Below are 16063 nucleotides of genomic sequence, written 5' to 3' on the forward strand. Positions count from 1 at the left end.
AGGCAGGCCGATAGCTGCCTGTCGTGAGGGGGCGCTATCGACGGTGGATTCAACCCATGGCGGTCAGTTCAGACAGGCAGAAAACGGCCATGGTTGCTGTCGTAAGATGCGATGGCAAATTCATGGCTATGCTTGGTCTGGAGGGAGCACTGTCCAGCAGGCTCGTGAAAGTGTGATCACCTCGCTTCAGACCTCATCACAATGTGCTCTTGTGCCATGGAGTCCTCACTAATATGAACAAAAAAGAAGCTAAAGCCAAAATAAAAGACCTGCTCTCGTCCGGAGTACCCAAGTCGGAAGTATTCACTCAGCTCTCAGGTCAAGGGGTCAAGGACAGTCTGCTTGCTAATTTAATTGCTTCAACGGCTGACCCCTATCTCTGCCTTGCGCATGACCGTAAGGTTAATGTCATTATCACACTAATGTTTATCCAGGCCGCATTCGCTCTTCTAATAGGCTTTAGTATGGGCTCAGCTATTGGGCCTAACGCCAGATGGGTAGTTGGCGGTCTGGGAGCACTTATCCCGCTCTTGTTTGCCTGGGGGTTCTACAATCATCTGGCAGGCGCTTACAACGCATACATTGTTCTATCTATAGTTCCTGCAGTGAGGCAGTTGGAAGGGTTGACTTCAGGCTCTATTTCAACGCTTATCGGCTCGGCTATCGGTATTGGTATGCTTGTTTTTGTATGCTACGTTCGCCAGAAGTTGTTTCCAGACTTGGTTTTATTTACACCCAAAAAGATCAAGGGCCGATATGTGTTTTCTAGCTGAAGAAGCGGTTAAGTTAGATCGGCGGCTGTGGCGTTGATTGTTAAAGATCGACGGAGGACGCAATGAGCCAATTGTCCTGGGTGTCCATAATACAATGGACAAGTATGGCTCTTCTGATCCCGATTACTCTTCGGTGGCTCGCGAAAGGGCGGATGAGGGAGCGGACTGCTGAGGAATCCAAACTCTTGAGGTTACCGAAAGCAGTCCTTGTTGTTGGTCTTGTTTGCTTTTTGGGGTTTACCGCTCTGGCAGTTGTCTCAAACATTTTCAGTAATCAAACGACTACTTGGCGGACTACGGTCGGTTTTCTCAGTTTTGCGCTACTGGGGCTCTATCTGGTTGCCGGTTATTTTCTCGAACGGCACGAAATGTCGGAACATGGACTTACATTCCGTCGTGTGTTTCGAAAGCAAGGGCATTTAAATTGGGTCGAGGTTTGTAGTGTTCGGTATTCCAGGAACATGAATTACTTTCGGTTGGAAACGCACATGGGCAGTGTCGCGCGGATATCGATTCTCTTCATGGGACTTCCCGAATTTGCGAAGTTGGTTCTCGCTAGCGTACCCCATGAAATGATAGAACCCGGCACCGTGCCGGTTTTGGAAGCAGTCGCAAACTGCAGCCCTGCTCAGTAGGGGACGCTAAACTATGCCATTCAATGCCCTCTATGCATTTATGCAGGCAGACAAAAATGGGCATTATGGCCAGGGCGTCACGCAATGACGCCGTCGTACCGCTTGATTTTAAAGGAGGCGCAGCATGGATCGATTCACTGGCGGTTGCCTGTGCGGCAACGTCCGAATTGAGGCGTCGGGACTCCCATACCGGGTCGGCCTTTGTCATTGTCTTGACTGTCGCAAGCATCATGGGGCTCTTTTTCACGCCTCTGCGGTGTTCCCTCGGGATGCGGTGACGATCGATGGCGAAACACGCGATTACGCCGGGCGGTTTTTCTGTCCCCGCTGCGGCTCGTCCGTTTTCGCCCGCACCTTTGATGAAATCGAAGTGAACCTGGGATCCCTGGATGCCCCGGACCAACTGAAGCCAACCTACGAAAGCTGGATCATCCGTCGCGAATCCTGGTTGCCACCGTTTCCGCTCACGCGACGATACGAGCGCGATCGTGACGCCACGGGTCGCTTTGAGGAGTAGGTCGCTAAGCGCAAATCGGACCTGTAGGAGCCAGGCTTGCCGGCGAAGGCGTCCATAAGAGCGCTTTCGCCGGCAAGCCTGGCTCCTACGAAAAGCTCGCCAAATTATCGAGCGATCTTGATAACCACTTTACCCAATGCACCCCTGGCGAGATGTTCGTAGGCTTCACGTGCCTGTTCAAACGGATAGACCTGATCGATGACAGGTCGGATCTTGTGTTCGTTCAAGAATGAATTCATTCGGTCAAACGACGAGCGCGGCGCTACGGCGATACCGCGAATGGTTGTCTGTCGAAAGATGAGTGGCATCAATTCAAGCTGTACGGTTTGACCCGTCAAAAAACCAATCTGCGCAATACGACCGGCTGCCTTGGTGGCCGCCACTGACTGGTTGATGCCGCTGCCGCCTGCCACATCGAGCAGCAGGTCGACGCCTTTGCCACCGGTGAGTTTGAGCACTTCATCCTCCCATTTCGGCGTGCTTCGGTAGTTGATACCCGCTACCGCTCCCAGACTCATCACAGTTTGCAGATTCTGGTCGTTACTGGAGGTTGCGATGACCTTCGCGCCAAGCGCCGTAGCGATCTGCACCGCGAAAATGGACACGCCGCCAGTTCCCTGGACCAGCACGGTTTGTCCTGGCTGAATCTGCCCGAAATCGACGAGCGAATACCAGGCTGTGAGTGCAGCAATGGGCAATGTAGCCGCCTCCTCGTCGCTCATGTTGTCAGGCGCACGCACTGCGCTGTCCTCGTGGATGATCATGTATTCAGCCAATCCGCCGGGCAGCGGAGACCCGAAGCAGTAATCGGGTTCATGCGGCCCTGGCTCACCGTCCAGCCATCGGGAATACAAGTGCGAATTGACCCGATCACCCACTTTGAAGCGCGTAACGCCATCGCCCACCGCAACCACAGTGCCGGCTGCGTCGCTGACAGGGATCAGGGATTTCGGAACCTTGTGAGGCTCATAAATGCCATCGACGATCGCCTTGTCGCGAAAGTTGAGCGAGACGGCGCCGACTTTTACCAGCAGCTCGCCTGCCTTTGGATCAGGGGTCGACACTTCTCCCTGCTCCAGATTGTCGAGCCCGAAATCTTTCAGTAACCAAGCCTTCATTGCGATCTCCAAAAACGTAGTGAGTGGCGGCACGACTTGAACCCCGTTGTGCCCTGTGCTCATGGTTCGCTTTTACCGGAACGCAATAAATGCGCAAAAAATGACATATTTGTTGTATCTACAGGCAGCAATCTTATTGTTCGGATGAGATAAAACAGCGAAGGGTTCAGAGGAAACGTCATGGAACTGCTTCAGTCGATGCAACTGTTCGCCCGGCTCGCCGAACTCGGAAGCTTCACCAAAGCCGCTGAGTCGCTGGACATCGGGCGTCCGCAAGTCACCCGGTACATCCAGGAGCTGGAGACGTCATTGGGTGTGCGCTTGTTCCAGCGCACCACACGAAAGGTGACGCTCACAGAGGAAGGCGAGCGTTTTTACGAGCGAGTGCAGGACATTCTCGGAAGCGTCTCTGCCGCGACCTCAATGTTTGACCGATCCAGAGCCACCCTTGGGGGGCGGCTTCGTATCGATATCCCGACCGCTTTTGCCCAGGTTGAATTCATGGACAGCTTGAAAGCGTTCACCACAGCCTTCCCGGGAATTAACGTGGTACTTGGCGTGACTGACAGGACAGTCGACCTGGTGGGTGAAGGTATTGATTGCGCACTGCGCATCGGCGAGCTGCCGGACTCAACCTTGATCGCACGCCCTATTGGAATGGCGACCATGGTGACGTGCGCCGCCCCCAAGTATCTGGATGAGCACGGCGAACCCGAAACACTGGACGATCTGAAGTCACATCAAGGCGTCAACTTCCTGTCTGGACAAAGTAACAGGACACTGCCGTGGCACTTCTCGGTTGTGGGCGAGGACAGGGCTTACATCAGCAACGCAGGAATCACCGTTACGGAGTCAAATGCGTATGTCCAATGTGGTGTGGCAGGCTTCGGAATCATCCAGGCACCGGGCATCGCGGTAGGCCAATACCTGAGCAGCGGCGCCCTGGTGGAGATTCTAAGGTCCCATCGTCCTGCCCCTCGGCCTGTGACGGTGTTGTACCCAAGCCGGACGCACCTGGCGCCGCAGGTGCAGGTTTTTATTGAATGGTTGCAGGAGCGTTTTCCGCAGCTCCACTCGAACTGGCTGGAACAATAGGCGATTAAAAAATCGGTGCAGGCGATGGCTGCAATGGGGCGGTTCCTGCTGTGGTGACAGACAGGAACCGACATCACTCAATGAACAAACCCGACTAACCACGCAGCCGTTTGACCCTATTTATAATGCTGCTCAAACATCGCTACCTGCTCCGGTGTGATCAGCTGAAAGGGCACCCAGACATCCGTCTCGACCGGCTCCCCTTTGATCATCTTGATGGCCGCTTGCAGCGCGCTGGTCGCTTGCGCTTTGGGGTCTTGAAATACCGAGGCTACGAGCATTCCGCGCTTGATGGCCGCCAGGCCGTCAGGCAGGCCGTCGATGCCGACAATTGCAATCTCGCCCTTGGCTTTGCCGGCTTGCTGCAGTGCCATGGCGGCGCCGATGGCCATCTCGTCGTTGTTGGCCACGATGGCATCGAAACCGGTGCCGGCCAGGAGCCAGTTGCTGGTCAAGTCCATCCCTTTGTTGCGCTGCCACTCGGCACTTTGTTGTTCGACGATCTTGATCCCGGGATAGTCCTTGAGCACTTGTTTGACGCCTTCGGTGCGGTCGTGCGTGGAGTTTTGCGCGAGGTCGCCCATGATGATCGCGATGTTGCCTTTGCCTGCCATCTTGTCAGCCAGGTAGCGCATTTGCAGTTGCCCGGCCTCAACGTCGTTGGAGGCCACTGTGACCACGCCTTTGGGCAGGACGCGTTCGTCTGGATGGCGGTTGACGTAGACCAGCGGTATTTTCGCTTCGACGGCGGCGCGAGTCATGTTGGCGGTGGCGGCGGTGTCCACGGGCAGGACGATGACGGCATCCACTTTCTGGCCGAGAAAGCCCTGGATCTGATTGAGCTGGCGAACCACATCGCCCTGGGCATCCTCGAACTGGATCTGGATGTTCTCCTTCCTGGCGGCATCTTCCAGGCCGCTGCGCACATAGGTCATGAAGTTGTCGTCAACCCTGGCAATGCTGACGCCGATGCGATAGCTGGCGGCGGCCCATTGGCTGAAGAGGAATAACAGCGTGGCAAAAAGAAGTGTGCAGCGACGCATGATGGTTTTTCCTTTTTTGTTATGAGTTGAAATTCATCAAGATCAAACGTGAGGGATGGCGCTCTCTGAATCAAACCCGTCGAGAGCGCCAGCGTCCTCAATCCAGCGTGAAGGCTTGCCGAAAGCGTTCAAGTGCCGCTTCGCTGTCGCCGCTGGCCCAGCCCTCGAGCCCGACGACACCGGTGTATCCCATACGGAACAAGGCTTTGGCAATGGCCGGATAATGGATTTCGCCGGTGCCGGGCTCCATGCGGCCGGGGACATCGGCGACCTGGATTTCCCCGATGGCGCTGCCGGCGCGCTGGATCAGTTCGATCAGGTTTCCTTCGCCGATCTGGGCATGGTAAAGGTCCAGGTTCATCTTAAGATGAGGGCTGCCCACGGCCTCGATCAGCACCAGGGTATCGTCGGCGCGAGCGAAGGGAGTACCGGGGTGGTCCACCTCGGTATTGAGGTTTTCCAGCAAGAATACCCGGCCTGCGTCTTCGCCCAGGCGAGCGATTTTTTCCAGGGTCTTGCAGGCGCTCAACCACATGCGTCCGGTGGTGTGGGCCACGGGTTTGACCGGCAAGCCTTTGTCACCCAAACCGGTGCCATGCAGGTTGAGACTCGGGCAATTCAGTTGTGCGGCGACGGCCAGCGATTCTCGTGCGCTGTCGAGCAGGTGCTGGATGTCTTCGGGGTCGGTCAGGTTGCCCGAGATGTAGCCGGTCATCGAGGTGAAATCAGCGCCCGTGGCGACAAGGGCCGCAATGTCTTTCTTCGTCCAGTCCCAGAGTTCCGCGCTGAAACCCAGCGCGTGAATGCGTTTGACGCGCTCTGTGAATGGCAGATCGAGGAAAACCATCTCGGCACTGATCGCCAGTTTGAACGGTGTGAAACTCATGAATGGGCTCCTTGCACACGCACAGGTTTGCCCTGCTGGAAGGACTCGATGCACGCGCGGGCAATGGCCAGTGCAGCTCGGGCGTCTTCGCCGCTGGCGAGCGGTTTTTCACCGGTGCGCAGGCAGTCGACAAAGTGGTTGAGCTCGGCCACATACGCATCACGCAGCAGGTCGGTGTCCAGGCGCTGGGTATCGGCCTGGATGCCATTGGCCAGATAGCGAACCAAGTCAGATTCATTGACGCTGCCCATGGTCAGCATGCCAGCGCTGCCGAACACTTCCCCTCGAACATCGTAGCCATACACGGCCTGGAAATTGGCCTCGGCCGTCGCGATGGCACCGTTGTCGAAACGGATCGTGACCACGGCGGTGTCGAGGAAGCCCTTGGCTTTGTAGTCCGGTGCGATCAGGGCATCGGCCATGACAAAAACTTCGACCGCTTCGGCGCCGGGATTGAGGTAGCGCAGGGTATCGAAGTCATGGATCAGGGTTTCGAGGAAAATCACCCACTGCGGCGAGGCAGCCGGATTGTTCAGCGCCGGGTCGCGAGTCAGTGAGCGCAGCAGTTGCGGCGTACCGATGCGGTCGGCGACCACGTCCAGGTGAGCCGCGCGGAAGCTTTTGGCAAAGCGGCGGTTGAAGCCGACCTGTAGCGGCACGCGCGCATCGGCGGCTGCGGCGATGGCGCGGTCGGCCTCGTCGAGGGTGATGGCCATGGGTTTTTCACAAAACACACCTTTGCCGGCCCGAGCCGCGCTGATCACCAGTTCGGCATGGCTGCGGGCGGGGGCGGCAATCAAGACAGCGTCGATTTCCGGGTCATCGAGCAGTTGCTGTGGATCGGTGTAGACCCGTTGCACACCCAACTCTGCGGCCAGGCGGGCGGCTTGACCGGGGGTAGGGTCGGCGATGGCGGCCAGACAGGCGCCGGGAATGTGTCTGGCGGCAGTCAGGCCGTGAAAGCTGCCCATGCGGCCAGCACCGATGAGACCCAGGCGGATGATCTTGGACGTACTCATGAAATGACTCCCTTTTATTGTTGTTCAATGACTCGCAGCAGGAATGTCCTCGCTGGCGTTAATCAAAGGAGCAAGGGATGTGCCAATATTTAAGTCATTGATATTTAACAAGTAAATTTATTTTTATTGAAAAGTGTGTTCATTCGAATGACATGTCTACACTGACATGTCTAAAACGTGAACATGGAAGCGGATCGATGATGGTGAACCCACAGCTAACAGCCTTCAGCGCGCAAGACCTCGATTACATCACCGCGCTCGGGCCTGCGTCGTTGAACGAAGGACCGATCGCCGAGCTGGATCAGGCTTGGCTGGCTTGCCTGAAAGGGCGCATCGATCGACCTGCGGGGGTCAGGCAGGTTATCTGGGATTCCTGGCTGCGCAGCGTCAGTGCCGGCCTCGATCCTGAGGATGGCGAATACCGGTTCGTCGCCCCGGCCGTTCTGGCCGCAACACTTGCGGCCAATCGGGCCTTGATCGCCGCAGCGGCGGAGGTCATGAAGGGATTGCTGGCTTACAACCCCAGGGGCCATATCAATCTGACCGATGCCGCAGGCACGACCCTGTATTTCTGTGGCCTGGACCTCACGCCTGTGGGCAGTCGGCTGCTGGAGTCGGTGCAGGGCACCAACTGCACCGGGCTGGCGCTTGCCGAGGATCGCTTGGTGTATGTACTGGCCGAGGAGAACTTCGGGATCGGCCTGCGTCGGCGGCGCATGCATTGTGCTGCCGCGCCGATCAGGGATGCGCAGGGCAGGACGCTGGCCATGCTGACCTTGACCGCCGAGCCGGGCTGGTTTCATTTCCATACACTGGGCACCGTCCAGGCAGCGGCCGAAGCGGTCTCGCGGCAGATGGCGCTGCAGATACTGCTGGAAGAACAGCAAACCGTCCTCGAAGTGCTCAACGAGGGGCTTGTGGTGCTGGATGAGCGGGGCTGCATCAAGGCGCTCAACCGTTATGCCCGCCAATTGTTTCGTGTGGGCCGGGATCTGTTGGGCAGCCCGTTCCAGCGTCTGGGCCAGAGTGAGCTGACCGATGAGATTCTGCTGCGCGGCGGGGAAGGGCAGCAGTATGAAGGGATAAGGGACCTGGATTGCACGTTTGAGTTGCATGATCGCAGCCACTTGGCGTGTCTGGTCTCGGTGTGCCCACTGGAGCAGGGCGGGCGCATTGTTTCGTTGCGCGAGAACCGGCGCATCCGGGAAATTACCCGGCGGATCATCGGCACCCAAGCCAGCTACACCTTCGAGACCATTCAAGGCAGTTCGCGAGCCATACAGGACGCGTTGCACCTGGGGCGGATTGCCAGTCGCAGTGACTCGACCACGCTGATCCTGGGGGAAAGCGGCACCGGCAAGGAGCTGTTCGCCCAGGCGATCCATAACGCCAGCGAGCGTCGCAACGGTCCGTTTGTGGCGGTCAATTGCGGGGCCATTCCGCGCGATCTGGTGCAGAGCGAACTGTTTGGTCATGTCGAGGGCGCCTTCACCGGATCGGCCCGTGGCGGCTCTGCCGGGAAGTTCGAATTGGCCGATGGCGGAACGATCTTCCTCGACGAAATCGGTGACATGTCTTTTGATGCCCAAGTCAGCCTGTTGCGCGTCTTGCAAGAAGGTGAGGTGACTCGCGTGGGCGCGAAAAAATCGCAGCAAGTGGATGTGCGTATCATCGCCGCCACCCACCGCAATCTGAGCCAGGCGGTTGCCGATGGCGCCTTCCGTGAGGATCTTTACTACCGGCTCAATGTGCTGAACCTGACGGTTCCGCCGCTGCGGATGCGTCGGGAAGATGTTCCATTGCTGGCGCGGCATTTTCTCAATCGTTGCACCCGGTCGTTGCGCAAATCGGTGCAGGGCATCTCGCCAGAGGCGTTGGATATTCTTTCGGCCTACAGCTGGCCGGGTAATGTTCGCGAGTTGGAAAACACCATTGAACGCGCGACCAATCTGGCGGTGACCGAACTGATCCAGCCAGCTGATCTACCGCTTGAAATCAAACAAAGGCTACGTCAGCCGACGCCAGGAAGTGTGCCCGAACCCCGGGCAGCCCTGGACCTTGGCACCCATGAAATGAATGCGATCATCGCGGCCCTCAGGGATACCCGCGGCAACATCCGACTGGCCGCGAGGCAGCTGAATGTTTCTCGCGGCGGGTTGTACAACAAGATGAATCGATTCGGGCTGAGTGCTGATGCTTTTCGTGAAGGAGCCAATGGGGAGAGTTCAGCCTCGAGTGTTCTCTGAGGTCACGATCTGCAACGGGATATGGATTCGATGCCGTATCGGATCGAAGTCCGGTGCGGTCTGCAATTCCACCAACAAATCGACCAGCGCTGCCGCCAGTAATCGCGGCTGGGAATCGATGACCAAACTGATCAAACCCTGCGACAAAGCCTGGCGCGACAGCTCGGTCGACTCCTGCAGAATGCAGCACAGCGACGGCTGCTTCGGTAGCTGCGACAGGGCATTGATGACCCCGTCGCCGCCACCGCCGACCACGCACAAACCGCGCAAGTCGTCATGCCGCGCCAGCAGGTCCAGCGTCGCCTCTTCGGTGATGTCGCAATTGTCCAGATTGATCACCGCTTCCAGCAGCCGCAACCCTGGGGCGCGCTCCGCCAGGTAGCTGCGTAGCCCCTCGACCCGCGCCTGATGGCCAAGAAAACGGTGGCCGCCGAGCAACACCCCGACGCTGCCTTTGCGGGCGCCACACGTGTGCGCCATCAGCCAACCCATGGTACGTCCGACCTCGTGATTGTCCTGGCCGACATAAGGCTCATCCGCCGCCTCATGAATGTCCGACAGCATCGCGATCACCGGCACGCCGGCCTCTCTGATCTGTGCGATGGCGGCATTGATCAGCGGATGCGCGAAGCTGACCACCGCCAGACCGTCGCACTGCACTGCCAGTTGTTCGATCTGAGCAATGATCGCGCTGGGCGTGCGATCGAAAACGTACTCGAATTGAATGCTCAGGTTGGCGCCAGCCTGACGCTGCGCCGCCTCGGTGATGGCGGCGGCCACATTGCCATAGAACGCCTGGGCGGTACCGAGCAGCAGGATGCCGAAACGATAGGTGGGACGCCGTTCGCGGATCCGCTGGCCGATCAGCCTGGCGGCGAAATAACCGACGGCTTCGGCGGCCTGGAAAACCTGCTCGGCGGTGTCCGGGTTGACCGGAGCCCTGGCGTTGAGCACCCGGTCCACGGTGGCGACACTCAAGCCAGCGTGTTCGGCAACGGTGGCGATGGTTGGGCGTTTAGTGTTGTTCATGGCGGGCCCCGCAAGCGCCTTGATAGAAAACTATCAAGCTTCAATGGGCCTGGATGATAGCTTGATAGGGAATGTATTCAAGGGCTTGAGGGTGATTTCTGCGCTCTCTATATTTTCCCCAGCGATGTGATCCCGCGTCGAAAAGTGCCTAAAACAATCAAGCTTGCGGAGAACAATAAAATGCCTGAACAAAACGCAGCCTTTGAAAACCCCGGTAAACCCAAGCCTCGGGATTATCGATTGACCGGCCCCGAAGCCGCCCGAGCGGTGCAAAAAGGCCTGGTATCGGCAAGCTGGTACCAATCCCCCATTTCTCGTAAACGCATGAAGGAATTGATGCAGCGCCGCGATGGCCCGGCCTTGCTTGATACCGCGATCTGGCTGTCGGCGATGATCGTGACCGGCTTCGGCGGTTACTGGTTCTGGGGCTCCTGGGCCTGTGTTCCGTTCTTCTTCGTCTACGGGCTGCTCTACGGCACGGCGTCCAATGCCCGTTGGCACGAAGCGGGTCACGGTACGGCGTTCAAGACCCGCTGGATGAATGATGCGGTCTATCAGCTGTCGAGCTTTATGTTCATGTTCGAACCCCAAGTCTGGCGCTGGAGCCATGCACGGCACCACACCGACACCGTGATCGTCGGCCGCGATCCGGAGATCGTCGAACCACGTCCGCCAAGCCTGATCAATATGGTGCTGAGCCTGTTCAGAATGCCTTACGCGTTGAACACGATGTGGTCAGTCTGCAAGCACGCGGCAGGGCGGATGGGTGAAGAAGAACAGACGTTCATCCCCGAATCCGAGTGGCCCAAGGTGGTGAGGGACGCACGCGTCTGGCTAGCGATTTATGCGCTCACCGTGGGCACTGCGGTTTATCTGCAGAGCTGGTTGCCGCTGATGTTTATCGGCCTGCCGACCCTCTATGGCGGTTGGCTGTCCTACCTGTTCGGCCTGTCGCAGCATGTCGGCCTGGCTGAGGACGTACTCGATCACCGCAGCAACTGCCGCACGATTTATATGGGCCCGGTGCTGCGCTTCATGTACCTCAACATGAACTATCACCTTGAGCATCACATGTATCCGATGGTGCCGTTTCACGCGCTGGCGCAGCTTCACGAGGAGATCCGCCGTGACTGCCCGCCGCCTTACACCAGTCTGTTCGAGGCCTTCAAGGAAATCCTCCCGACCATCTGGAAGCAGCGCAAAGACCCGACGTATTTCGTCAGTCGTCCTTTGCCACAACGCGCAGCGCCGACCGCCAACGTCCAGGCAGAACCTGAAGTAACGCCGGCCTGACATCCAATAGGCACAACCCCTGTGGGAGCGGGCTTGCTCGCGAAGACGGCGTCACAGTCAACATCGATGGCGCCTGATACACCGCTTTCGCGAGCAAGCCCGCTCCCACATGACACCTTCCTGTGTGTACCACTACAAGAGAAAACGCCATGACCGATCAATGGATCGATGTATGTGCCGTGGACGATATCGACGATGAAGATGTCATTCGTTTCGACCATGGCCAGCACACCTATGCCGTCTACCGCTCCGCCAACAGCGAGTTTTTCGCCACCGCGGGCCTGTGCACCCATGAGTCCATCCACTTGGCTGATGGTTTGGTGATGGACCATGTCGTCGAGTGCCCCAAGCACAACGGGCGTTTCGACTACCGCTCCGGCAAAGCCCTTGGCGCACCGGTGTGCGTCAATCTCAAGACCTATGAAGTCCGGGTCGAGGCGGGGCGTGTACTGCTCGCCATCACGGTTTAACTGCACGGAGTCTGTGCCATGAATCCTGCCAATGCTCCACTGGTCATCGTTGGCGCCGGGCATGCGGGTGGCCGTGCGGCCCTGACCCTGCGCGGCGAAGGTTATAGCGGTCGCCTGATCCTGATAGGCGACGAGTCTCACCCGCCCTATGAACGTCCGCCGCTGTCCAAGGGGCTGTTGCAGGGCACGGTCGAGCTGGCGGGTTACAGCCTGTGCGATACCGCTCAGCTCGCCGAACTGGACATCGAACACCTGGCCGGCAACCCGGTGAAATGCCTGGATCCGCAGCAGCATCGTTTGCAACTGGCCGACGGCAACTGGCTGCATTACGCGCGGCTGTTATTGGCGACGGGAGGGCGGTCGCGCAGACTCGCCTCGGTACCCGAGCACCTGCTCAATGTGCTTTATCTGCGTACCCATGACGAGGCGCTGGCACTGCGCGCTTCGTTGCAACCTGACGCGCGGGTGGTGATCATCGGTGGCGGCTTCATCGGGCTCGAAGTCGCCGCCACCGCCCGAGCCTTGGGTTGCACGGTGACTTTGCTCGAGGCCGGACCGCGTTTGGCGGGACGGGTGTTGCCGGAGCAACTGTCCAGTGTCCTGCTGGACCTGCATCGCAGTCAGGGCGTGGATGTTCGGCTGAATGTGGCGATTGAGGCGGTGCAGGGCGCTACTCACGTTGAGTCCGTGCAATTGGTCGACGGCGAGTTGCTGCCCTGTGACTTGGTGGTGGTGGGCATCGGCATGCAACCCAACACTGAGCTGGCCGCGGCCGCAGGACTTGAGGTCGGCCAGGGCATTCGCGTCGATGCCCAACTGCGCACCAGCGCGCCGGACATCTTTGCGGCGGGCGATGTCTGTGAGTTTCGACTGCACCCGCAAGGCGTTTTCCAACGTCAGGAAACCTGGCGCAACGCCGAGACCCAAGGTCGTCACGCCGCCCTGAATCTGTTGGGCGGCGAGCTGCCCTTCGAGGTCATTCCCGGTTTTTGGTCCGATCAATACGACTGGGGATTGCAGACCGTGGGCGTGATCGCAAACACACAACCCACGGCGAGCCGGACAACTCCGGGTGGCGGATTCCTGTTGTTCTACCTCGATGCCGAGCAACGTTTGCAAGGTGCTTGCGGCTGGGGGCAGGGGAATAGCATCGCCAAGGACATCAAGCTGTGCGAACGGCTGATCGCTCACCGTAACCTCCTTTCGGTAGACGCTCTGGCCGACGCCGATGTACCGCTCAAACAACTGCTGAGGAACTGACATGCGTGAATTCCTGGTCTTTCAGTCCCAGTGGGCCATGCAAGATCACCGCGGCCAATGCGACCTTTCCCTGGAAGCGCAAGTGGAGAAAATCGCCGCCGCCGGCTTCGACGGCATCACCGACCATTTCTGGGTCGCGCCACATGCCGCTCGCCTGCATGCCGCCGCCAAGGCGCAAGGCTTGCAAATCGAAGGGCAGGTGTTCCCCCGCACCGTGGATGATCTGGCGGCAGCAATCGATGTCGCGGCCCGCTACGGCTGCCACCACCTCACGCTGCAAGCAGACGTGCGGCCGCGCACGTTGAAGCAAGCTATTGAACTGATCGAAGGCTGGCAGCGTCTGGCCGAGCAGGTGGACTTTCCCGTTCTGCTGGAAACCCACCGTTATCGCCTCACCAATGACCTGTTATTCACCCTCGACATACTCGCTGAAATGCCCGATCTCAAACTGTTGGCCGACCTGTCCCACTATGTCGTGGGCCGCGAACTGCCAGAGCCAGCCACTGCCGAAGACGACGAACAGATTCACACCATCCTGCGCCACAGTTGGGGGTTTCATGGTCGTGTCGCCAACGGCGAACAGGTCCAGGTGCCCCTGAGCTTCGCCCAGCATCGACCCTGGCTGGAACGTTTCCTGGGCTGGTGGCGCTATGGGATAGAGGATTGGCTGGCCCGACCGAACACGCCCGACAGCCTGTCCTTCACCTGTGAACTCGGCCCGCCACCCTATGCCATCACGGGTGCTGATGGACGCGACATCACCGATCGCTGGGCCGAGGCGCTGATGCTTAAGAAGGTGATACGTGAGGTTTGGAATGACTGCCGGGCACGGTCAAACGATGGGGGCTGATTTAATGCGGTTGTGTTGCGTCGACCGGTTGAATCCACAACCCAAGCGCTCAATGCTGGACCCATAGCCGACGCTCGCAAACGTCTACGCAACCATGGGCGATTCACACTGTCGCGCTGCGGAGTTTGTTTTATTGCCCTTTCGTCCTTTCATCCATTGCTTTTTCTTGCTCTGGCGACACCTTGTTTTGAGGTTGATAGAGTCCCGGCGCGGCTGTCTGTTCGGTACTTGAAGCGGCATTGCCAGTCGCTCCCTGTAACATTGCTTTTTCCGCTTTCAATAATTCGTCCATTGCTCTTTCTTGCTCTGCCGATACCTTGTTTTGGGGTTGGTAGAGTCCCGGTGTGGCTGTATACCCGGTACGTGAAGCGGCATTGCCAGTCGCTCCCTGTAACCTTGCTTTTTCCGCTTTCAACCATTCGTCCATTGCTTTTTCTTGCTCTGTCGATACCTTGTTTTGGGGTTGGTAGAGTCCCGGTGCGGCTGTATACCCGGTACGTGCAGCGGCATTGCCAGTCGCTCCCTGTAACCTTGCATTTTCCGCTTTCAACCATTCGTCCATTGCTCTTTCTTGCTCTGCCGATACCTCATGTTGAGGTTGATAGTGCCCCGGAGTGGCTATATATCCACTGCCGTCATAACTGGGCTCGTCGTTTTTAACGGTGCCATCCTTCAGGTGCTCCGGGTTTTCACTCGATTTAACAGTGTTTGCGGTGGGTGCATCACTAGCTGTGTTAGACCCCACGGTGGGGGTAGTGGGGGCAGAGACGTTGTCTACTCTAACTTTTGATTTGTTTTTATTAGCCAATTTATTGTTGTTTTTTTGCATTTTCTTAGCCGTTGAAGACGCAGAGTTTAGTTCTTTTTTATTTTTGTTAACAAGACTATCAACTGGAACGTAGCTAATAATTTGGTTGGGTTTTCTTTTTATTTTAGAATTATAAAATTTGACTTGCCTCTGGGTTAGCTGAATATCAGCCATAGGCGGCAACCGAATGAGACCAATAATCGCTTCGCGAGCAATAGCATATGTCAGTTGATCAAAGCTATAAAAAAAATTATTACTGGATTTTGGTATGGCAGGGGTTAGCGTCATTACTTCAATGGCGCTGTCATGCTTGGAGAGTATTTTTCCTGCCGCTAAATCTTTATATGTGTAAACAACATTGCACGTCGAGCGAATTCCACCCCGCGCGTTGCTGATAGACACTGAAGATACTTCTGCGCTTATTTCAATGCGGCCACTGTAATGTCCAAATTCGATAAAGCGACCGCTGTTATTAATTTCTTTCTGGGTCGCATTCTTGATGGTGTTTCCCCAGTTTGAAATTTGTAATTCGGCTGAAAAATCATTGTCTATATCTACATTTCCCTTGGTTTTTATTTCTACGGGAAGCACAATAATGTCTACATTGTATGCATAGTCATAATAGTCAATATCAGAAACAATGCTCTTGTTTCTTTCGCTTGAGATTTCAGAGTAATTTCTTATGTCGGCACAACTCGTCATTCCAAAAAAGCTAAAAGCCAGGACGAGTAAGGCAGTTCTTTTTTTTATCGACATGTTACTCTCCTATAATCATTGATTAAGGGCGTGCTTTGTCGCTGACTGTATAGTGGTGATTAGAACGAATTCGGCGATAACGAAATAATAGAGGTCTCTGGATAACTCTGCGCTACCCATTCCGACTTTTTTTTAAAGTCCATATAAATCATGGGCCTATATTTCGCACCCAATACCACTAGCTGATGACAGACCGCGATCAATAGGTGGTCGAAGAAACTGGGTGTAACCCTTGGCTTTGGGGGGATCCAACGGCAACCATTTC

15 protein-coding genes are annotated in these 16063 nt (G+C 57.0%); 9 read left to right on the forward strand and 6 right to left on the reverse strand.

Annotation, left to right across the window (positions count from 1 at the left end; all coding sequences use genetic code 11):
- The first annotated feature begins 233 nt into the window (after positions 1 to 233).
- The 3 genes from PMI30_RS11520 to PMI30_RS30700 all read left to right on the forward strand — a co-directional run bounded on the left by PMI30_RS11520 (position 234) and on the right by PMI30_RS30700 (position 1925).
- The gene (locus PMI30_RS11520; protein ID WP_008011056.1) at positions 234 to 773 is read left to right on the forward strand and encodes a hypothetical protein; all 540 of its coding nucleotides are present in this window, start codon (positions 234 to 236) and stop codon (positions 771 to 773) included.
- 62 nt (positions 774 to 835) lie between these two features.
- On the forward strand, positions 836 to 1408 hold the full coding sequence (locus PMI30_RS11515) for a hypothetical protein (protein ID WP_008011058.1): 573 nt from the start codon (positions 836 to 838) through the stop codon (positions 1406 to 1408).
- Between the two features lie 124 nt (positions 1409 to 1532).
- Positions 1533 to 1925, forward strand: a complete 393-nt coding sequence (locus PMI30_RS30700) for a GFA family protein (RefSeq protein WP_008011059.1) — start codon at positions 1533 to 1535, stop codon at positions 1923 to 1925.
- A 104-nt stretch (positions 1926 to 2029) separates the two neighbouring features.
- Here the strand turns inward: PMI30_RS30700 and PMI30_RS11510 are convergent, their stop codons facing one another.
- Positions 2030 to 3043, reverse strand: a complete 1014-nt coding sequence (locus PMI30_RS11510; protein ID WP_008011061.1) for a zinc-dependent alcohol dehydrogenase family protein — start codon at positions 3041 to 3043, stop codon at positions 2030 to 2032.
- A gap of 180 nt (positions 3044 to 3223) precedes the next feature.
- Here PMI30_RS11510 and PMI30_RS11505 point away from each other — a divergent pair, with 180 nt between their 5' ends.
- On the forward strand, positions 3224 to 4138 hold the full coding sequence (locus tag PMI30_RS11505; protein ID WP_008011063.1) for a LysR family transcriptional regulator: 915 nt from the start codon (positions 3224 to 3226) through the stop codon (positions 4136 to 4138).
- 116 nt (positions 4139 to 4254) lie between these two features.
- Here PMI30_RS11505 and PMI30_RS11500 read toward each other — a convergent pair whose 3' ends face one another.
- The 3 genes from PMI30_RS11500 to PMI30_RS11490 all read right to left on the reverse strand — a co-directional run bounded on the left by PMI30_RS11500 (position 4255) and on the right by PMI30_RS11490 (position 7086).
- Positions 4255 to 5181, reverse strand: a complete 927-nt coding sequence (locus PMI30_RS11500; RefSeq protein ID WP_008011064.1) for a sugar ABC transporter substrate-binding protein — start codon at positions 5179 to 5181, stop codon at positions 4255 to 4257.
- Positions 5182 to 5278: 97 nt separating this feature from the next.
- Positions 5279 to 6067 carry a TIM barrel protein gene (locus PMI30_RS11495; protein WP_008011066.1) on the reverse strand — a complete coding sequence of 263 codons (789 nt, stop codon included), beginning with the start codon at positions 6065 to 6067 and terminating at the stop codon, positions 5279 to 5281.
- Positions 6064 to 7086: a Gfo/Idh/MocA family oxidoreductase gene (locus PMI30_RS11490; protein ID WP_008011068.1), complete on the reverse strand. Its 1023-nt coding sequence runs from the start codon at positions 7084 to 7086 to the stop codon at positions 6064 to 6066. The genes PMI30_RS11495 and PMI30_RS11490 overlap by 4 nt, the downstream gene beginning before the upstream one ends.
- Before the next feature lie 200 nt (positions 7087 to 7286).
- Here PMI30_RS11490 and PMI30_RS11485 point away from each other — a divergent pair, with 200 nt between their 5' ends.
- Positions 7287 to 9332 (forward strand): sigma-54 interaction domain-containing protein, encoded by a 2046-nt coding sequence (locus PMI30_RS11485; protein WP_032835678.1) that lies wholly within the window; start codon positions 7287 to 7289, stop codon positions 9330 to 9332.
- Here PMI30_RS11485 and PMI30_RS11480 read toward each other — a convergent pair.
- On the reverse strand, positions 9312 to 10361 hold the full coding sequence (locus PMI30_RS11480) for a LacI family DNA-binding transcriptional regulator (protein WP_008011072.1): 1050 nt from the start codon (positions 10359 to 10361) through the stop codon (positions 9312 to 9314). The genes PMI30_RS11485 and PMI30_RS11480 overlap by 21 nt on opposite strands.
- A gap of 180 nt (positions 10362 to 10541) precedes the next feature.
- Here PMI30_RS11480 and PMI30_RS11475 point away from each other — a divergent pair, with 180 nt between their 5' ends.
- The 4 genes from PMI30_RS11475 (at position 10542) to PMI30_RS11460 (ending at position 14234) form a co-directional block, all read left to right on the forward strand.
- Complete coding sequence (locus PMI30_RS11475) at positions 10542 to 11654, forward strand: fatty acid desaturase family protein (protein WP_008011074.1); 1113 nt, start codon at positions 10542 to 10544, stop codon at positions 11652 to 11654.
- Between the two features lie 149 nt (positions 11655 to 11803).
- Complete coding sequence (locus tag PMI30_RS11470; protein WP_007904516.1) at positions 11804 to 12124, forward strand: MocE family 2Fe-2S type ferredoxin; 321 nt, start codon at positions 11804 to 11806, stop codon at positions 12122 to 12124.
- 18 nt (positions 12125 to 12142) lie between these two features.
- The gene (locus tag PMI30_RS11465) at positions 12143 to 13384 is read left to right on the forward strand and encodes an NAD(P)/FAD-dependent oxidoreductase (protein WP_008011076.1); all 1242 of its coding nucleotides are present in this window, start codon (positions 12143 to 12145) and stop codon (positions 13382 to 13384) included.
- A 1-nt stretch (position 13385) separates the two neighbouring features.
- Positions 13386 to 14234, forward strand: a complete 849-nt coding sequence (locus PMI30_RS11460) for a sugar phosphate isomerase/epimerase family protein (RefSeq protein ID WP_008011078.1) — start codon at positions 13386 to 13388, stop codon at positions 14232 to 14234.
- Between the two features lie 130 nt (positions 14235 to 14364).
- Here PMI30_RS11460 and PMI30_RS11455 read toward each other — a convergent pair whose 3' ends face one another.
- The gene (locus PMI30_RS11455) at positions 14365 to 15798 is read right to left on the reverse strand and encodes a hypothetical protein (RefSeq protein ID WP_008011080.1); all 1434 of its coding nucleotides are present in this window, start codon (positions 15796 to 15798) and stop codon (positions 14365 to 14367) included.
- Positions 15799 to 16063: the final 265 nt, after the last annotated feature.

Origin of the sequence: Pseudomonas sp. GM50, assembly GCF_000282375.1 — a bacterium.
Classification (GTDB): Bacteria; Pseudomonadota; Gammaproteobacteria; order Pseudomonadales; family Pseudomonadaceae; genus Aquipseudomonas.

What these genes read in the sequence shown, in the direction of transcription:
- PMI30_RS11490 (WP_008011068.1), bottom strand. Translation starts at nt 7,086, where the DNA reads ATGAGTACGTCCAAGATCATCCGCCTGGGTCTCATCGGTGCTGGCCGC.
- PMI30_RS11485 (WP_032835678.1), top strand. Translation starts at nt 7,287, where the DNA reads ATGGTGAACCCACAGCTAACAGCCTTCAGCGCGCAAGACCTCGATTAC.
- PMI30_RS11505 (WP_008011063.1), top strand. Translation starts at nt 3,224, where the DNA reads ATGGAACTGCTTCAGTCGATGCAACTGTTCGCCCGGCTCGCCGAACTC.
- PMI30_RS11470 (WP_007904516.1), top strand. Translation starts at nt 11,804, where the DNA reads ATGACCGATCAATGGATCGATGTATGTGCCGTGGACGATATCGACGAT.
- PMI30_RS11465 (WP_008011076.1), top strand. Translation starts at nt 12,143, where the DNA reads ATGAATCCTGCCAATGCTCCACTGGTCATCGTTGGCGCCGGGCATGCG.
- PMI30_RS11495 (WP_008011066.1), bottom strand. Translation starts at nt 6,067, where the DNA reads ATGAGTTTCACACCGTTCAAACTGGCGATCAGTGCCGAGATGGTTTTC.
- PMI30_RS11455 (WP_008011080.1), bottom strand. Translation starts at nt 15,798, where the DNA reads ATGTCGATAAAAAAAAGAACTGCCTTACTCGTCCTGGCTTTTAGCTTT.
- PMI30_RS11520 (WP_008011056.1), top strand. Translation starts at nt 234, where the DNA reads ATGAACAAAAAAGAAGCTAAAGCCAAAATAAAAGACCTGCTCTCGTCC.
- PMI30_RS11500 (WP_008011064.1), bottom strand. Translation starts at nt 5,181, where the DNA reads ATGCGTCGCTGCACACTTCTTTTTGCCACGCTGTTATTCCTCTTCAGC.
- PMI30_RS11515 (WP_008011058.1), top strand. Translation starts at nt 836, where the DNA reads ATGAGCCAATTGTCCTGGGTGTCCATAATACAATGGACAAGTATGGCT.
- PMI30_RS11480 (WP_008011072.1), bottom strand. Translation starts at nt 10,361, where the DNA reads ATGAACAACACTAAACGCCCAACCATCGCCACCGTTGCCGAACACGCT.
- PMI30_RS11475 (WP_008011074.1), top strand. Translation starts at nt 10,542, where the DNA reads ATGCCTGAACAAAACGCAGCCTTTGAAAACCCCGGTAAACCCAAGCCT.
- PMI30_RS11460 (WP_008011078.1), top strand. Translation starts at nt 13,386, where the DNA reads ATGCGTGAATTCCTGGTCTTTCAGTCCCAGTGGGCCATGCAAGATCAC.
- PMI30_RS30700 (WP_008011059.1), top strand. Translation starts at nt 1,533, where the DNA reads ATGGATCGATTCACTGGCGGTTGCCTGTGCGGCAACGTCCGAATTGAG.
- PMI30_RS11510 (WP_008011061.1), bottom strand. Translation starts at nt 3,043, where the DNA reads ATGAAGGCTTGGTTACTGAAAGATTTCGGGCTCGACAATCTGGAGCAG.